This is a genomic window from Streptomyces eurocidicus (genome assembly GCF_002891295.1).
In the GTDB taxonomy this organism is placed as follows: domain Bacteria; phylum Actinomycetota; class Actinomycetes; order Streptomycetales; family Streptomycetaceae; genus Streptomyces; species Streptomyces eurocidicus.
The window spans coordinates 288,605-305,189 of sequence record NZ_LGUI01000011.1 but is presented as its reverse complement, the minus strand read 5'-3'; the positions used below and the strand labels follow the sequence as shown (position 1 = coordinate 305,189).

At 73.7% G+C, this 16,585-nt stretch carries 14 protein-coding genes; 8 read left to right on the top strand and 6 right to left on the bottom strand.

Going from position 1 to position 16,585, the window contains the following annotated elements; all coding sequences use genetic code 11:
* Window positions 1–22 precede the first annotated feature (22 nt).
* Genes AF335_RS29215 through AF335_RS29205 form a run of 3 tightly spaced genes read right to left on the bottom strand, consistent with a single transcriptional unit; the run spans window position 23 to window position 2,723 of the window.
* Complete coding sequence (locus tag AF335_RS29215) at window positions 23–475, bottom strand: NUDIX hydrolase (RefSeq protein WP_102921429.1); 453 nt, start codon at window positions 473–475, stop codon at window positions 23–25.
* Complete coding sequence (locus AF335_RS29210) at window positions 472–1,725, bottom strand: DegT/DnrJ/EryC1/StrS family aminotransferase (RefSeq protein WP_102921428.1); 1,254 nt, start codon at window positions 1,723–1,725, stop codon at window positions 472–474. Before AF335_RS29210 ends, AF335_RS29215 begins: the two co-directional genes overlap by 4 nt.
* Complete coding sequence (locus AF335_RS29205; RefSeq protein WP_102921427.1) at window positions 1,722–2,723, bottom strand: Gfo/Idh/MocA family protein; 1,002 nt, start codon at window positions 2,721–2,723, stop codon at window positions 1,722–1,724. The genes AF335_RS29210 and AF335_RS29205 overlap by 4 nt, the downstream gene beginning before the upstream one ends.
* A gap of 207 nt (window positions 2,724–2,930) precedes the next feature.
* Here AF335_RS29205 and AF335_RS29200 point away from each other — a divergent pair, with 207 nt between their 5' ends.
* Entirely contained in the window at window positions 2,931–4,298 is a 1,368-nt protein-coding gene (locus AF335_RS29200; protein ID WP_102921426.1) for a helix-turn-helix domain-containing protein, read from the top strand.
* A 17-nt stretch (window positions 4,299–4,315) separates the two neighbouring features.
* On the opposite strand, the gene AF335_RS29195 is transcribed toward AF335_RS29200, so the two are convergent.
* Entirely contained in the window at window positions 4,316–5,059 is a 744-nt protein-coding gene (locus tag AF335_RS29195; RefSeq protein WP_102921425.1) for a TetR/AcrR family transcriptional regulator, read from the bottom strand.
* Window positions 5,060–5,158: 99 nt separating this feature from the next.
* Window positions 5,159–5,440, bottom strand: a complete 282-nt coding sequence (locus tag AF335_RS29190) for a GntR family transcriptional regulator (RefSeq protein WP_376697809.1) — start codon at window positions 5,438–5,440, stop codon at window positions 5,159–5,161.
* Window positions 5,441–5,589: 149 nt separating this feature from the next.
* On the opposite strand from AF335_RS29190, the gene AF335_RS29185 reads away from it, so the two are divergent.
* The 5 genes from AF335_RS29185 to AF335_RS29165 all read left to right on the top strand — a co-directional run bounded on the left by AF335_RS29185 (window position 5,590) and on the right by AF335_RS29165 (window position 10,820).
* Window positions 5,590–5,982, top strand: coding sequence for a hypothetical protein (locus tag AF335_RS29185; RefSeq protein ID WP_102921423.1), 393 nt, complete (start codon window positions 5,590–5,592; stop codon window positions 5,980–5,982).
* Between the two features lie 336 nt (window positions 5,983–6,318).
* Window positions 6,319–7,347, top strand: coding sequence for an FkbO/Hyg5 family chorismatase (locus AF335_RS29180; RefSeq protein WP_102921422.1), 1,029 nt, complete (start codon window positions 6,319–6,321; stop codon window positions 7,345–7,347).
* Entirely contained in the window at window positions 7,344–8,531 is a 1,188-nt protein-coding gene (locus AF335_RS29175) for a 3-deoxy-7-phosphoheptulonate synthase (protein ID WP_244927198.1), read from the top strand. Before AF335_RS29180 ends, AF335_RS29175 begins: the two co-directional genes overlap by 4 nt.
* A gap of 103 nt (window positions 8,532–8,634) precedes the next feature.
* Window positions 8,635–9,621, top strand: a complete 987-nt coding sequence (locus AF335_RS29170) for an LLM class flavin-dependent oxidoreductase (protein WP_170127830.1) — start codon at window positions 8,635–8,637, stop codon at window positions 9,619–9,621.
* Entirely contained in the window at window positions 9,618–10,820 is a 1,203-nt protein-coding gene (locus tag AF335_RS29165; RefSeq protein ID WP_102921420.1) for an MFS transporter, read from the top strand. The genes AF335_RS29170 and AF335_RS29165 overlap by 4 nt, the downstream gene beginning before the upstream one ends.
* 171 nt (window positions 10,821–10,991) lie before the next feature.
* On the opposite strand, the gene serC is transcribed toward AF335_RS29165, so the two are convergent.
* Complete coding sequence (serC, locus tag AF335_RS29160; RefSeq protein ID WP_102921419.1) at window positions 10,992–12,110, bottom strand: phosphoserine transaminase; 1,119 nt, start codon at window positions 12,108–12,110, stop codon at window positions 10,992–10,994.
* 299 nt (window positions 12,111–12,409) lie between these two features.
* On the opposite strand from serC, the gene AF335_RS29155 reads away from it, so the two are divergent.
* Together AF335_RS29155 and AF335_RS29150 are read left to right on the top strand one after the other, a co-directional pair.
* Window positions 12,410–15,451, top strand: coding sequence for an FAD-binding and (Fe-S)-binding domain-containing protein (locus AF335_RS29155; RefSeq protein WP_102921418.1), 3,042 nt, complete (start codon window positions 12,410–12,412; stop codon window positions 15,449–15,451).
* 158 nt (window positions 15,452–15,609) lie between these two features.
* Window positions 15,610–16,524, top strand: coding sequence for a TIGR03084 family metal-binding protein (locus AF335_RS29150; RefSeq protein WP_102921417.1), 915 nt, complete (start codon window positions 15,610–15,612; stop codon window positions 16,522–16,524).
* Window positions 16,525–16,585 lie beyond the last annotated feature (61 nt).

Below are 16,585 nucleotides of genomic sequence, written 5' to 3'. Positions count from 1 at the left end.
CCGCTTCGGGCTCGGGGGTCGGTCAGGATGCCTGGTCGCGCCAGGTGTCGAGGATGGCCTGAACGGCGGTGGAGACCTTGTTCTGCCGGGTGTGGTCGGCCCACTGGTGCGCGTCGTGCTCGGTGAGTTTGACCGTCTCCCCCGCGACGGTGGCGGTGAAGTTGAACTGGCGGGTGGCGCGGCCGCTGCCGGAGCGGTAGTCGAAGTGGCCGAGGTAGCCGCCGACGGCCGTGACCGTCAGCCCGGTCTCCTCGGCGACCTCCCGGTGCAGGGCCTCGACGAGGGTCTCTCCGTCGTCGACGCCGCCGGAGGGCAGCTCCCATAGTCCGCCGAGGTAGTCGTCGGCCGGCCGGTGCAGCAGCAGAACCTTGCCGTCGTCGTCCGCGATGACGGCACCGACGACGGTCTTGGTGATGCCGTCGCGCTCGGCGGCGCGGGCGAGGACGTCGAGCAGAGCGGTGTCGGGGGAACTCACAGCAGGTCCTTCGCGTGGGAGGCGACTTTGGCGAGGGCCGCGGTGTAGGCGTCGGCGAGGCGGACATCCTCCTCGCAGTGCCAGACCGGCAGCTTGAAGGTGGTGGCGTGTACGTACTCTGCCGACGGGAAGCCGCCGACGGCGGGGTCCTGGCCGTCAGCGTAGCCAGGCAGCAGGGCCCCGGGGGTCTGGAACAGCGGATGAGTGCCCAAAGGGCAGGTAGAGCCCGGCTGGTCCGCCTCGGTGGCGCCTTCGGCGTGGACGGCGTCGAGGAACTTCTGAAGCGGCAGCCCGCCGAGCTCGGTCGGCTCGTAGCGCAGCGGCAGTGCGTACCAGGACGGCCGGGCGGAGACCGGCACGTGCGGCACCCGGATGCCCGGCACGCCGTCGAGGGCCGCGCACATGCGGGCCGCGATGGCCTGTCGCCCGGCCAGGTAACCGTCCAGGCGGGGAAGCTGGGCGTGGGCGAGGGAGGCGGCGAGGGGGTGGATGCGCAGTTTCAGGCCCATGCCGGTGACGGCGAAGCGTGCGAGGGGGTGGCCGGCGGGGATCTCGCGGCGGCACCGCTTGTTGTACTGGCCGTGCAGCAGCACCCGGTAGTACAGCTCGTTGTCGTCGGTGGCCACGAAGCCGCCTTCACCGGCGGATAGCGGCTTGGGCCCGTTGAGGCTGAACGCTGAAGCGGCGCCGAAGGTGCCGGTGCGCCGGCCGCTCCAGGTGGCGCCGTGCGCGTGGGAGCCGTCCTCCAGCAGGATCAACCCGTGCCCGTCGGCGAAGGACACCAGCGCGTCCATGTCCTCGGGCAGCCCCCACAGATGCACGGCGACCACGGCCCTCGTCCGGGCGGTGATGCGGTGGGCGGCGTCGCCGAGGTCGAGCTGCCCGCGGTCGTCGACGTCCGCGAGGACCGGGTGGGCGCCGAGGTGGAAGAGAGGGGTGGCGGTGGCGTGGAAGGTGAGCGCCGGGACGATCACCTCGTCCCCCGGGCCGATCCCGGCTGCCGCGTACATCGAGTGCAGCGCGGCCGTCCCCGTGCAGGTGGTCGCCACGTGCCGCACGCCGAGGTACGAGGCGAGCGCGTCCTCGAAGTCGGCGACGACGCCGGAGCGGTCCGGGATCGAGACGGCCGCCTCCAGTTGGGCGGCCACGGCCTCGCGGTCGGGCTCGGCGATGACCGGCCAGGTGAAGTGCGGGCCCGGGACAGTGATGGCGGGTTCGCCGCCGAGCAGAGCGAGCGGGGAGCCGTTCACGGCAGGAACTCCTTCGGGTCGGCGGGGCGGGCGGTGACCTTGGAGGCGTAGGCGGCGGCGAGGAACGCGGCGTGCGGCAGGTGCGCGGCCGGACCGGATGGGTTGGGGCGGGTGCCGTCCAGGACTCGGCAGAAGTGGTCGATCTGCGTGGCGGCCGCGCACGGCCGGCTCGGCTCGCGCACCAGTGACTCGGCCACCTGCCCGCCCGAATCGAGGCGGCGTACGGTCCCGCGCTCGACGACCACGGCCCCATGGGGGCCGGTGACGGCCAGGCGCTCGGTCCTCGGCCCGGCCGAGCACGAGATCAGCAGCGAACCGTAGAGACCACGGTCGTAGGCGAGGTGGACCAGGGCGGTGTCCTCGGCGTCGTAGTCCGCGCCCGGCGCTGCGGCCGCCGAGGTGTCGGCCAGGACGCGGTCGGGAAGCCCGAGGTACCAGATGAGCAGGTCGATGAGGTGATAGCCCATGTCCGCCAGGCACCCGCCCCCGGCGAGCTTCGCGCTGCCACGCCATCCGGCGGCCGGGTCCGGGCAGTGGAAGGTGTAGCGGCCTTCCACCAGGTAGGGGGCGCCGATCCGCTCCAGCAGTTGGCGGGCGGCGGCGTAGACGGGGTGGAAGCGGCGCTGGACGGTGACCATCAGCTCGATGTCCGTCTTGTCGCACAGCGCGGCCAGTTCGGCGGCCTCATGCGGGGTGGTGGCGAACGGCTTCTCCTTCATCACGTGCACCCCCGCCCCGGCACACGCTTCGACGACCTCCCGGCCGGCGTGGTGCGGCACCGCGGCGATGACGAAGTCCGGCCGCACCGCGTCCAGCATCGCGGGCAGGTCCGTGTAGCCGGGTACCTGCCAGGTTTCGGCCGTGGCGGCGGCTTGGCAGGCATCGACGTCGCAGACCGCGACGAGGTCGGCGAGCCGGCATTCGGCCAGCCCCGGAAGGTGGTCCTTGCGGGCCTGGCCGCCGAGTCCCACTACGGCGGCCTTCTTGATCGCGCTCATCACTTCGCACCTCTTCGAAGGCGAGGCGGTGGCCCGCCTTCTGCGAACCACCTGCCTTTCGAGGACACCGCGGTCATCAGACCGGTGGGAGGGTTGCTCTCGCGGCCTGCAAAGCGGATTGCACGTGGTGCAAAGTCTCTGTCCGGTCCGGACGGGCGAGGCTACGGTGAGGGGCGGCGTGGCTCGTGGCTACGAGCGGGGACGGGTATGGACGCGGGCAGCAGGGCGCAGACGGATCCCGGCGAGCTGGTCCGCCGCACACGCAAGGAACAGCGCCTGACGCTGGCCCAGCTCGGGAAGCTGACCGGTTACTCGCCGGCCCAGGTCTCCCGGTACGAGCGCGGCATCTCACCGCTGACGGACGTGACGGTGCTGCGGGTCTTCGCGAACGCGCTCGGGATCGCGCCTCAGGCGCTTGGCCTGACCCCTCAGCCGGATATCCGGCATGGGCGCGTGATCGGGCCAACCACCGCATACCCACGCCTTCCCGCCTCTAAGGTGGCGGGGACGGCCCGTTGGGAGGACGGTGAGGATCCGGTGCGGCGACGGCAGTTGCTGGCGAACCTGGCGGTCACGGTCGCAGCCACCGCAGGTGCCCCGGTCCTGCACAGTGGCAGGCCGCCAGTGAATGAAGCCGCGCTCGGCAAGATCCTCGTTGCCCGGCTGCGGGACGCGATGCTCGGCCTGCACCACGACATCACCGTCCCCTCGGGCGCCGCACCGAACACCGACCTCTCCCGCGCGCTCACCGACTTCCACACCTGCCGGTACGGCAGCCTTGCCGTTCGCCTGCCCCGGCTCATCCACGCCGGCCACGCGCACAGTGCGAGCGGCGGCGACTGCGCGCTGCTGGCGCAGAGCTATCTGCTGGCCACCCGCATGCTGATCAAGCTCGACGAGCAGCAACTCGGCTGGATGGCTGCCGACCGCGCCCGTCAGACCGCCGAAGCCGCGGGTGACGTCCTGCTGGTCGCGGAGGCTGCCCGCCAGCTCGCGGTCCTGGCTCGGAAGGCGGACTGGCACGAGCAGGCGATGTCCATCGCCCTGACGGCTGCCGACCACCCCGGCCTGCGGGGAGGCGGGCCGGACCACGCGGCCGAGCGGGGCCTGCTGATCCAGTCAGCCGCCTACACCGCCGCCCGGGCCGGTGACGCGGCCGGGATGCGGGAGCTGACCGGCGAAGCCGCCGCCATCGCCGGGGAACTCGGTGGCACCGTCTTGCTGCGGGACCACGGCGGCGGCTTCAGCCCGACCACCGTCCAGCTCCACCTCATCTCCGCCGAGAACTCCGCCGGAGATCCGTCCACCGCACTCGCAGCCGCCCGGGCCGTCGCGCCGCAGAGCCTGCCCAGCACCGAGCGCCGGGCCCGCTACTACACCGACATCGCCGCCGCGTACGGACGGTGGGGCCGCCGCGACGACTGCGTCCGCGCCCTCCTGGCCGCCGAACACCACGCCCCCGAGGAGACCCACGCCCGCCCGGCGGTCAAATCCCTCGTCTCGGGCCTGCTCGTCTCCGGACGCGTCACCACCGAACTCCGCGGACTCGCCGCTCGCACCGGCGTCCTGGTCTGAGACCGCTCCGCGCCCGGTCACCCCGCTGAGGCGCCGCCCCCCAGTCGCGTCCCCAGCCCGTCCAGGATCCGCTCCAGGCCGTACGCGAAGTTCTCGTCGCGGACCCGCTGCGGGTCCCTTCCCCGCTGGGCCGCGAGGCCCTCGCGCAGTTCCGGGTGGTCCTGGACGGCCTCCTCGGTGGACGGGTGCAGGCTCTCCAGGAACTCCCGTTCGCCGCGGCCGCTGCGGGCGAGCATCGAGAGGTACGCGGCCTCGCTGGTCGCCGCCCCGATGACGTACGCGATGACCGCCTTCATGGCCTGGTCGGCCTCGTCCGACGGGAAGCCCGCCGCCTTGAACAGGGCGAGCAGGCGGTCCGACATCCGCATCAGGTTGGGCCCGAGGTAGGACAGGCCGGCCTGGCCCAGCACGGACGTCACCCACGGGTGCCGCAGTGCCATCGCCCGCAGGCCGTGCGCGCTGCCGGCGACCGCCGCCCGCCAGTCCGCCGGGTCACCGGCCTCCGGCACCTCCAGCTCCCCGTAGACCTCGTCCACGACCAGCTCGATCAGCTCGTCCTTGTTGCCCACGTGCCGGTAGAGCGACGTGGCCCCGGCGTCGAGCCGGGTGCCGAGCTTGCGCATGCTCAGGGCCTCGACGCCCTCCGCGTCCAGCAGCCGGACGGCCTCGGCCACGATCTGTTCCCGGCTCAGGGCCGGCTGCTCCCGCGTCCGGCGCGGACGCGTCCACACGGAGGGGATGGGCTGCTCGGCGGCGGGCATGCGGGGTCCTCTCTACGGCCTTATGGGCTTCGAGCCCACAGTAGCGCACGGTGTACGCGCCAGCGTACGGCGTTCTCGCCTGCGTGGAGAAGGTGCGCCTCAGTCGGTGGAGGACTTGACGATTTCGGCGGCCCGTTCGGTGACGAATGAACCCATGCCGTGAGTGGTGACGATCAGCCCCTCTTCGCGCAGCGCCCGGGTGGCCTTGCGGACCGTGACGCGCGCGACCTCGAACTCCTGCTCCAACTGGGTCTCGGAGATCAGGTGGTTCGGCAGGTACTTGCCCGCGGCGATGCGCTGCCGGATGACCTGCGCGATCTGCGTCCACTTCGGGAGCGTGGGGTCGAATTCCATCACGGCGGCGACTGTAGGTATAGACACCTAGTCGAACATAGCAGCTAACGTCGGCATAGGACTGTAGACATCTGCATCACACCCTCTCTATTGTGGCTCGCCAAAAGGCCCCCGCGACCGTCCTAGCGGTCCGGGGGCAACGGTCACCCACCCTGCTGCAATCAGGAGCTGATGACATGCGAAACCCTATCCCCGCCCTCATCGCCCGGGCGAGAGCGCGTTTCACCCGCCGCACCCCCGCAGTACACCCCCACACCACCCCCGCCCCCCTCTACGTCGCCGCCGGTGCCCACGGGTTCAACCTCATCTCCCACGCTCCCTCCCTCCCCGCCCCCTGCAACTGCCCTGAGGCCACCCAGCTGTCCGTGCCCCGCGCCCTGATCGGCGACCTTGTCGTCGACACCGTCGCGGGCGGCTCCGGCAGGGTCGTCGAGGTGGAGCCCAGCGGGCTGGCGCTCGTTCAGCACCCCAACGGGCTCACGTGGCGCAGCTGCACCCTGCGGCCGGCCGGGGCGGTCGAGAGGCTGAACCTCCTGGCAGCGGACGCCGTCCACGCGGGTCGCGAGTAAGCCGCGGAAAAACTGAGCGAAAAACTAAGGGGAGTCCGGCTCCTCTTGTGGTTCAACTCACCCCGCCCGACGGCGAATAAAAGTTGACCGTACACACACGTCCGCGGGTACCGTCGTACCGGCAAACGATCACGGGGGGAGTGAGCCGGGCCGGCAGATTTTCGCTGCGCCGCGCCCAACTGTGCCTTCAACACGCCTTGTCGACGCGCCGGACCGATCCCGCGCGACCGAGGCCGGACCTTAAGCACAGCCCGCCGCAGGGCTCACTCGTCTCACCCCCTGCGGTGTCACTGACGTTCTCGCCGCCCTGGCGACGGCCCATCGAAGGGTTCGCACATGTCCCGACACGCCGCATTACAGGCCCATTTCACGTCGCTCGACGCTATACCGCGGCCCGCTCCCGGGCGCCACGTCCTCGGTACGGTCGCGTTCGGCGAGCGCACCGCCCTCTCCCTCACCGGGCAGGGCCACCCGGAACTCGCCATTCCTATGGCCTCCCCGGGCTTCGACTCCTTCCGCGAGGTGTGGACCACCGGCACCGAGCCCCTCACCGGAGCCCGCGGCAACCTGGCCTTCGCCCACGACGGCGAATACCTCTTCATCTCCGGCGCCATCCCACCGCTCCCGGTGTACCGGAAGACGGTGCGCGAGGTGTACGAGGCGGCCTTCGCCCTCGTGGGCGAGCTCGGCTACCCCCACATCTTCCGGATGTGGAACTTCGTCGGCGACATCATCGGCCCCAACGCCGAAGGCCTGGAGATCTACCAGGACTTCGTCGCCGGCCGCGCCGAGGCATTCGCGTCGTACGGCGACGGCACCGGCCACATGCCCGCCGCCACCGGCATCGGCACCCGCGGCGAGGGCATCTCCTTCACCCTGCTCGCCTGCCGCGAGGGCCGCCCCCGGCACGTCGAGAACCAGCGGCAGACCCCCGCGTACCACTATCCCGAGCAGTACGGCCCGAAGCCGCCGAGCTTCGCCCGCGCCACCCGGCTGCACCCGGCCGGCGCCGACGGGGGCGACGGCGCGCTGTTCGTCTCCGGCACCGCCAGCATCCTCGGCCACGAGACCGTCCACCGCGGCGACGTCGGCGCGCAGACCGACGTCGTGCTGGAGAACATCGCCGAGCTGATCAGCGGCCCCAACCTGGCCGCCGCGGGCCTCGACGGCGGCCACGAGCTCAAGGACCTCCGCCTGGTCAAGGTCTACGTGCGCCACGAGGCGGACCTGCCGGTCGTGCGCGAGCGCTGCCGGTCGGCCTTCGGCCCCGACACCGAGGTCATGTACATGAACGTGGCCGTGTGCCGCGACGACCTGCTGGTGGAGATCGAAGGACTCGTCCCCGGCCCGGAGTGGACCCGGTGAACGAGTCGCTCACCGTCCAGGGGGCCCCGGCCCCCGAGGTGTGGGACCTGCTCCCGGCCGAGCAGCAGCCGCAGTGGGGCGCGCACCCGGACCTCCCCGGGGTCCGCCGCGCCCTCCGTACGGCCCCGGCGCTCACCACCGCCGAGGACGTACGGACCCTGCGGAGGCAGCTCGCCGAAGTCGCGCTCGGCCGGGCCCGGGTGCTCCAGACCGGCGACTGCGCCGAGGACATCCACGAGTGCGGCGCCACCCACACCGCCGCCAAGGCGCGGCTGCTGGCCGAACTCGCCGACCGGGTGGCCCTGCGCACGGGCCACCCCGTCGTCCGCATCGGCCGGATGGGCGGCCAGTTCGCCAAGCCGCGCAGCCGCCCCACCGAGACCGCCGGCGGCGTGGACCTGCCCGTCTTCCGCGGCCACCTCGTCAACTCGCCCGAACCCAACGCCCCGGCGCGCCGTCACGACCCCAACCGGATGCTCCAGGCGTACGAGGCGAGCGCGGCCGTCCTGCGCGCGCTCGACGGCGCGCGCACCGACGCGTACGGGCCCTGGGCCTCCCACGAGGCCCTGGTGATGGACTACGAGAGCCCCCAGATGCGCCGCGACCCGGAGACCGGGGACCCCTACCTGGCCTCGACCCACTTCCCGTGGATCGGGGAGCGCACCCGCCAGCCCGGCCTGGCGCACGTGGAGTTCCTCGCCGCCCTGGCCAACCCGGTCGGCTGCAAGATCGGCTCGTCCGCCACCCCCGAGCAGGTCGTACGCCTCTGCCGGGTCCTCGACCCCGGCCGGCTTCCCGGCCGGCTCACGCTGATCCTGCGGATGGGCGCGGGCACGCCCGCGTCGGCCGTCGCCCCGGTCGTTGAGGCCGTACAGGGCGCGGGCCACCCCGTCGTCTGGCTCAGCGACCCCCTGCACGGCAACACCGTGCAGACCGCGACCGGCGTCAAGACCCGCCGCCTCTCCGACGCCGTCGCCGAGGCCCTGACCTTCCGGAAGGTCCTTGAGGAGCAGGGGCTGCACCCCGGCGGCCTCCACCTGGAGACCGCGGCGGCCGACGTGACCGAGTGCCTCGGCGGTCCCGTCACCGGCGAGCACGCGCTGTCCGAGCGCTACGAGTCGCTCTGCGACCCCCGGCTCAACCCGGCGCAGGCCCGTGAACTGATCGACGCCGTCTTCTCCTGACCCCCCGGCTTTCTCCTGATCCCGGCCTTCTCCTGATCCCCGGCCGGAACCAAGGCCGGAACCCCTGCCGGAACCCCTGCCGGACCTCTCAGATAGGAACACCGTGCCCCAGACGCCGACCGACCTCCGTATCGGTGTCGTCCTCCCCGGACGCGAATCCGTCGTCGAACGCAACGACTATCCCCGTCACCTCGGCGAACTGAGCCGGAAGATCGAACAGCTGGGGTACGACTCGATATGGGCCGGCGAGTCCCCGCTGGCCCGCTCCCGGATGAACCCGGTGCTCGCCCTGACGGCGGCGGCCACCACCACGGAGCGGGTCCGGCTGGGCACGGCGGTGCTGCTGCCGCTGCGCCCGCCGGTCCACCTCGCCCATGAACTCGCCTGCCTGGACCGGATCTCCGGCGGCCGCCTGATCGCGGGCCTCGGCTCCGGCTTCACCTCGCCCGCCACCCAGGCCGAGTTCGCGGCGTACGGGATCCCGTTCGACGAGCGGGTGGGCCGTATGCGCGAGACCCTGGAGATCTGCCGCGCCCTGTGGGGCGCCGAGGGCGAGCCCGTCTCCTTCGACGGGAAGTACTACCGGCTGGACGACGTGGCGCTGCTGCCCGTCACCGAGCGGCCCGCCGGGCCCCCGCTGTGGATGGCGCACTCCGGCCCGAAGATGCTGGAGCGCACCGGGCGGATCTACGACGGCTGGATGCCCACCAGCACCACCGCCGCCCACTACGAGAAGGGCTGGCTCCGGGTGCAGGAGGCCCGTGCGGCCGCCGGGCGCCCCGAGTCCGACGTCACCGGCGCCGTCTACCTCTCGGTCGCCGTCGACCGGAGCGTCGAGAAGGCCGAGGAGACGCTGAGGGCCTACTTCGGCGCCTACTACCGCCTCGACCTGCCCACCATGCGCACCACCCAGGGCATCTTCGGCGGCACCCCCGAGCAGGTCGCCGAGTGGGTCGGCGGCTACGTCGCGGCGGGCGCCCGCCACATCGTGCTGCGCCTGCCCACCCCCGACCTCCACGAGCCGAGCTACAGAGCCGCCCTCGAACACACCGCGGAGGAGCTGCTGCCGCTGCTGCGCGGCCTCGCATGAGCGCCGTCCAGGAGACCGGGACGGCCCGGCACCGGGGCACCGGGCGGCGCAGCGTCTGGCTCGCCGCCTGGCCCCTGACCGCCGTCTTCATGCTCTCGAACGCGCCCACCCCGATGTTCGTGCTGTGGCAGCAGCGGATCGGCTTCGGGACCGGCACCCTGACCGTCGTCTTCGCCTCGTACATCGGCGGGCTGCTGGTGGCCCTGCCGGTCGCCGGAGTGCTCTCGGACCGCTACGGGCGACGGACCGTCCTCGTCCCGGCCGTGCTGTCCGCCCTCCTCGCCTGCCTGCTGTACGCGACGGCCGGGAGCGTGGCCGCCCTGATCGCCGCGCGCCTGCTGACCGGCCTCGCGGTCGGCGGCGCGGTCGCCGCGGGCATGGCGGCGGTGTCGGACGTCGGCGGCCCCGACCGGCGCCGGCAGGCGTCGCTCGCCGGATCGGTGGCCATGGGCACCGGCCTGGCGACGGGCCCGCTGCTGGCCGGCTGCGCGGCCCAGCTGCTGCCCGCCCCGACCGTGACGGTGTTCGTCGCCGAGGCCGTCCTGCTGCTGTCGGCCCTGCTCGTCATCCGGACCCTGCCGCAGGTGCGCCGCGACGGCGGCGGCTCGTGGCTGCGGTTGCCGTCCGTGCCCCGCCCCAACAGGCGGGACCTGCTGGCCGGCCTGGCCGCGTACATGCCCGGCATGACCGGGACCTCGTTCCTGCTGGCCCTCGGCCCGTCCATGCTCGCGGACCTCCTCGGCACGACCAACCGGATCGTGGCGGGCGGCTCGGCGTTCGTCATGTTCGGCGCGTCGACCGCCGTGCAGTTCTTCGTGAGCCGGTGGCGGCCCCACCGCCTCCTCGCCACGGCGACGGGCGCGACCGCCGCGGGCATGCTGCTGGTGATCCTGGCCGTGCGCGCGTCGTCCATATGGCTGCTGCTCGCCGCGGCGGTACTGGCCGGGATCGGCCAGGGAATGGGCCAGCTGGGCGGCTTCTCGCTGCTGAACGGGCGGGTGCCGGGGCCTCGGCTGGCGGAGGCGAACGCGGCGCTGAGCGCGTGGGGTTATCTGTTCGCGGGGATCCTGCCGGTCGGTACGGGGTATCTCAGCGATGCGAAGGGGATCGCTTTCAGTTCATCCCTGCTCGGGGTGGTGGTGGCGGGGGCGGCGTTGGTGGGGATGGGGTTTGTGGTGCGGTTGGGTCGGCGGGGGTAGGGGGGCTTTCCCCTACCCGCCCCTTCCCGAATGTCCTCAAACGCCGGACGGGCTGAAATTCAGCCCGTCCGGCGCTTGAGGACCGGGGTCCGGGGCGGAGCCCCGGTTCGGGAAGGGGCGGGGTGGGGAAAAGGCCCCGCGCAGCGGCACCCCCACCCGCACCCCGACCCACTACAGCCGCTCGATCACGTAATCCACACACGCCGTCAGCGCCTCGACATCCGCAGGATCGATCGCCGGGAACATCGCCACCCGCAACTGATTCCGCCCCAGCTTGCGATAAGGCTCCGTGTCCACGATCCCGTTCGCCCGCAGCACCGCCGCGACCGCCGCCGCGTCCACGTCCTCGGAGAAGTCGATCGTGCCGATGACCGCCGACCGCTTCGCCGGGTCGGCGACGAACGGGGTCGCGTGCTTCGACGCCTCGGCCCAGCCGTACAGCGCCCGCGCGGACGTCGCCGTGCGGCGGACCGCCCAGTCCAGGCCGCCCTGGCCGTTGATCCACTCCAGCTGCTCATTGAGCAGGAAGAGGGTGGAGAGGGCGGGGGTGTTGTAGGTCTGGTTCTTCAGGGAGTTGTCGATCGCCGTCGGCAGCGAGAAGAACTCGGGGACGTGCCGGCCGGAGGCGTGCACACGGGCCGCGCGCTCCAGGGCCGCCGGGGAGAACGCCGCCAGCCACAGACCGCCGTCGGCGGCGAAGGACTTCTGCGGGGCGAAGTAGTAGACGTCGGACTCGGTGATGTCCACCGGCAGCCCGCCCGCGCCCGACGTGGCGTCGACCAGGACCAGCGCCCCGGCGTCCGCGCCCGCGACGCGCCGGACCGGCGCCGCGACACCGGTCGACGTCTCGTTGTGCGTGAGGGCGTAGACGTCCACGCCCGCCTCGGCGACCGGCTCCGGGTGGGTGCCCGGCGCCGAGGAGACGACGCTCGGCTCGGCGAGCCACGGGGCGAGCTTCGCGGCCTTGGCGAACTTGGAGGAGAACTCGCCGAACGACAGGTGCTGCGACTTGTTCTCGATCAGACCGTGGGTCGCGATGTCCCAGAACGCGGTGGAACCACCGTTTCCGAGGATCACCTCATAGCCCTCGGGCAGCGAGAAGAGCTCCCGGATACCGTCGCGCACCTTGCCGACCAGGTTCTTCACCGGGGCCTGGCGGTGTGACGTGCCGAGCAGAGAGGTTCCGGTGGCAGCCAGGGCGCCGAGCGCCTCCGTACGCACCTTGGACGGGCCCGCGCCGAAGCGACCGTCGGCGGGCTTGATGTCAGCGGGGATCTGGATATCAGCCACGGGGGGCAGCCTAATGCGTGGGAGCGCCCTGCGGATCTGCGTCCATCGGGTGAGATGCGGCGCCCGAGTCCGTACGCTCGACTTGCCCGCCGTGTGCCGCTCACGCCCGCCTCCGGCGAGCGCACGGGCCCACCGCGGGGAGGACGACTAGGCCACGTCGCGCGCGAGCTCCTCCCCGAGCCACCAGGAGGTGCCCCCGGTCCCCGAGCCACCAGGAGATGCCCCCGGATGGGCTGATTCCAGCCCATCCGGCGCCTGCGGACATCCGGAAAGGGGTGGGGAAGGGGAAAGGTTGCCCCATGCCCCTCGACGAAGGACCGGCCCCCTCCCTGGCCCCCGCCCTGCGGAAAGCCGTACGCGGCGACGTCGACTTCGGCGCCGCCGCCCGCGCCCTCGTCACCATGGACGCCTCCAACTACCGCCGCGTCCCCCTCGGCGTCGTCGCCCCGCGCGACGCCGACGACGTCGCGGCCGCCCTCGCCGTCTGCCGGGAGCACGGTGTCCCGGTCGTGGCCCGGGGCGGCGGGACGTCGATCGCCGGGCAGGCGACGGGCACCGGCGTCGTGCTGGACTTCACCCGGCACATGGACGCGATCAAGGCCGTCGACCCGGAGGCCCGTACCGCCGTCGTCCAGCCCGGTGTCGTCCTCGACACGCTGCGGGCCGCGGCGGGCGCGTACGGGCTGACGTTCGGGCCCGATCCCTCGACGCACGGGCGGTGCACCCTCGGCGGGATGATCGGGAACAACGCCTGCGGGTCGCACTCCGTGGCCTGGGGGACCACCGCCGACAACGTGCACGGGCTGGACGTCCTCACGTACGGAGGCGAGCGCGCCCGCCTCGGACGGGGCCTCGACGGGCTGCCCGCGCGCCTCGCCGACGGCCTGCGCGCCTTCGTCCAGGGGGACTTGGCGCTGCTGCGCACCGGGTTCCCGGAGCTGCCCCGGCGCATCTCCGGCTACGCCCTGGACGCGCTGCTCCCCGAGCGGCGCACCGACGTGGCGCGGGCCTTCACCGGCAGCGAGGGCACGCTCGGCGTGGTCACGGAGGCCACGGTCCGGCTCGTCGAGGCGCCGCGCGCGCGGGCCCTGGCCGTGCTGGGCTACGCGGACGAGAGCGCGGCGGCCGACGCGGCGCCCCTCCTGCTGCCCTTCGGCCCGCTGACCGTCGAGGGCATGGCCGCCGATCTGGTGGGCGACGCGGCCTGGCTGCCGAGGGGCGCGGCCGGGCTGCCGAGGGGCGCGGCCTGGCTGTTCGTCGAGACCGGCGGCACCGGCCCGGCGGAGGCCCGGGCCCGCGCGGAGGAGATCGTCCGCGCGGCGGCGCCGGGGACGACGGGCCACGAGGTGGTGACCGACCCGGCCGGGCAGCGCGCCCTGTGGCGGGTACGGGACGACGCCGCCGGTACCGCGACCCGGCTCCCCGACGGCGGTGAGGCGTGGCCCGGCTGGGAGGACTGCGCGGTGCCGCCGCGCCGTCTCGGCGCGTATCTGCGGGAGTTCAGGGCGCTGCTCGGCCGGTACGGGCTGCGCGGCGCGCCCTACGGGCACTTCGGCGACGGCTGCGTCCACGTACGGATCGACTTCGACCTGACGGGCCCGGCGGGCGTACGCCGCTTCCGGGACTTCTCGGCCGAGGCCGCCGGGCTCGTCGTCGCCCACGGGGGCTCGCTCTCCGGTGAGCACGGCGACGGGCAGGCGCGCGCCGAACTGCTGCCGGTGATGTACGGGCCGGAGGTCGTCGCGCTCTTCACGCGCTTCAAGGACCTCTGGGACCCGGCGGGCGGCCTCAACCCCGGAATCCTCGCCCGCCCGCACCGCCTCGACGAGAACCTCCGCTTCGAGGTCCTGCCGAAGCGGCCGGTCCCGGTCGGGTTCGCCTATCCGGGTGATGGCGGGGACTTCGCCGGAGCGGTGCGCCGCTGCGTGGGCGTCGCCAAGTGCCGTGAGACGACGGCCGGGGGCGCGGGCGTGATGTGCCCCTCGTACCGGGTGACGCGCGAGGAACGGCACTCCACGCGCGGCCGGGCCCGGCTGCTGCACGAGATGCTGGCGGGCGGCCGCGGCGGGGTGATCACGGACGGGTGGCGTTCGGAGGAGGTCCGGGAGGCGCTCGACCTGTGCCTGTCGTGCAAGGGGTGCCGGAGCGACTGCCCGGTGGGCGTGGACATGGCCACGTACAAGGCGGAGTTCCTCCACCACCACTACGCGGGGCGGGTGCGGCCCGCCGCGCACTACTCGATGGGGTGGCTGCCGGTGTGGCTCCGGGCGGCGGCGCCCGCGGCCCGGGTCCTCGGCCCGCTGGCGCGCGTACGGCCGGTCGCGGCGCTCGTGAAGCGGCTCGGGGGCATCGCTCCCGAACGGGAACTCCCGGAGTTGGCGGGGGAGACGTTCACGCGGTGGTGGGCGCGGCGAGGTGCCGTGCGGCGGCGCAGCGGGTGGGCGGAGCTTTCCGAAACAGGGGGTTCCGGTCATCGAGCGCCGGACGGGCTGAAATCAGCCCGTCCGGCGCTTGAGGACATTCGGGAAGGGGCGGGGAGGGGAGAAGGCCCCGCGCAGCGGCACCCCACTCCGCCGCACCCCGACCCCGCACCCCGCCCCGGCGACCGCCCCACCCTCCTCCTCTGGCCCGACACCTTCACCACCTACCTCTCGCCCGAGGCCGGCCGGGCCGCCGTCGCCGTGCTGGAGGACGCCGGACTGCGCGTCGTCGTGCCGCCGCGGCGGCCCTGCTGCGGCCTCACCTGGATCTCCACCGGGCAGCTCGGCCGCGCCCGTACCGTCCTGCGCCGCACCCTCGACACCCTGGCGCCCGCCCTGGCCGCGGGGCTGCCCGTCGTCGTCCTGGAGCCCAGCTGCGCCGCCGCCCTCCGTACCGACCTGCCGGAGCTGCTCCCCGGCGACCCGCGGGCCCGGGAACTCGCCGCGTCCGTACGGACCTTCGCCCAGGCGGTCGAGGAGTTCGCGCCGGACTGGGAGCCGCCCTGGATCGGCCGCCCGGCGGTCGGCCAGACGCACTGCCACCAGCACGCCGTTCTGGGCGACGCCGCCGAGCGGCGGCTCCGTGAGCGCGCCGGGCTCGACGGCGAGCTGAGCGGCGGCTGCTGCGGTCTGGCGGGCGACTTCGGCTTCGCGCGCGGGCATTACGAGGTGTCCGTGGCGTGCGCGGAGGAGCGGCTGCTGCCGGCCCTGCGGGCGGCGCCGGCCGGGGCGGAGGTGCTGGCCGACGGGTTCTCCTGCCGGACGCAGGTCGCGCAGCTCGGCGGGGGTGGCGGGCCGCGCGCCCGTCACCTGGCCGAGGTGCTCGCGGAAGGGCTAGGCCGGGCAACCACACTCCCGTAGACCCTTGTTGGCCGGGAAACCGGGCCGGAAAAATAGATGCAAGCACGCTTGATTGTTTTTCGCCCGGGTGCCACGCTCTCCCTGCGGCGGGGCCGGGTGACGGCCTTCGCCCATTCCTGACTGTTCGTCAAGGCACGGTTCCCGAGGGGGAGTGCGGCGTGGTCGACCCGGTGGAAGTGTTCGCTGACCTGCGCGCGGAGGGTGAGGACCTGGACCGCGTCGTGTCCGGTCCGGCCGCCGGAGCGCCGGACGTGGCGCGGGGTGCCACGTCCCCCCGTGGCTGGGCCGCACCCACCCCCGCCCCCGGCTGGACCGTCGCCCACCAGATCGCCCATCTGGCCTGGACCGACGAACGCGCCGTGCAGTCCGCGACCGATCCCGGCGGCTTCGCCGAGGAGGTCCGCCGGGCCGTCGTCTCGCCCGGCACCTTCGTGGACGACGGCGCGGCCCGCCTGGCCGCGCTCGCCCCCGCCGACCTGCTGGCCCGCTGGCGGGCGGGCCGCGCCGAGGTGCTGCGGGTGCTCGCGGCCGTACCGCGCGGGGCGAGGCTGCCCTGGTACGGGACGTCGATGAGCGGCGCCTCGATGGCCACCGGACGGCTCATGGAGACCTGGGCGCACGGCCAGGACATCGCGGACGCCCTCGGGGTGCGCCGCCGGCCCACCGCCCGGCTGCGGCACGTGGCCCGCATCGGCGTACGGGCCCGCGACCACGCGTACACGGCCCGTGGGCTCACCCCGCCCGCCGAGGAGTTCCGCGTCGAGCTCCTGGCCCCCGACGGGCGGACGCGGTGGACGTACGGGCCCGAGGGCGCCGCCCAGCGCGTCACCGGCCCGGCGCTCGACTTCTGCCTCCTCGCCACCCGGCGCGCCCACCGCCACGACCTGGCCCTGCGCGCCCACGGCCCGGACGCGGACCGGTGGCTGGACATCGCCCAGGCATTCGCGGGCCCGCCGGGCACGGGCCGGGAGCCGAGCGGGGCCACGCGGCCGGACGGCCCGCCGGACGGCCCACCCGGGTCCCGGGACCGCACCCCGGACCGACCGGAAACCGGACGAGGCCCGGATGCGTAGCGGCCGAACGCCGGGCGCGCCGGCCTCCGACCCGGGCCGGACCGGTGGTGGGCCCCCCGCC

Coding starts and splice junctions, on each gene's coding strand:
- AF335_RS29205 (WP_102921427.1), bottom strand. CDS start 2,723: ATGAGCGCGATCAAGAAGGCCGCCGTAGTGGGACTCGGCGGCCAGGCC.
- AF335_RS29200 (WP_102921426.1), top strand. CDS start 2,931: ATGGACGCGGGCAGCAGGGCGCAGACGGATCCCGGCGAGCTGGTCCGC.
- AF335_RS29195 (WP_102921425.1), bottom strand. CDS start 5,059: ATGCCCGCCGCCGAGCAGCCCATCCCCTCCGTGTGGACGCGTCCGCGC.
- AF335_RS29185 (WP_102921423.1), top strand. CDS start 5,590: ATGCGAAACCCTATCCCCGCCCTCATCGCCCGGGCGAGAGCGCGTTTC.
- AF335_RS29180 (WP_102921422.1), top strand. CDS start 6,319: ATGTCCCGACACGCCGCATTACAGGCCCATTTCACGTCGCTCGACGCT.
- AF335_RS29165 (WP_102921420.1), top strand. CDS start 9,618: ATGAGCGCCGTCCAGGAGACCGGGACGGCCCGGCACCGGGGCACCGGG.
- AF335_RS29155 (WP_102921418.1), top strand. CDS start 12,410: ATGCCCCTCGACGAAGGACCGGCCCCCTCCCTGGCCCCCGCCCTGCGG.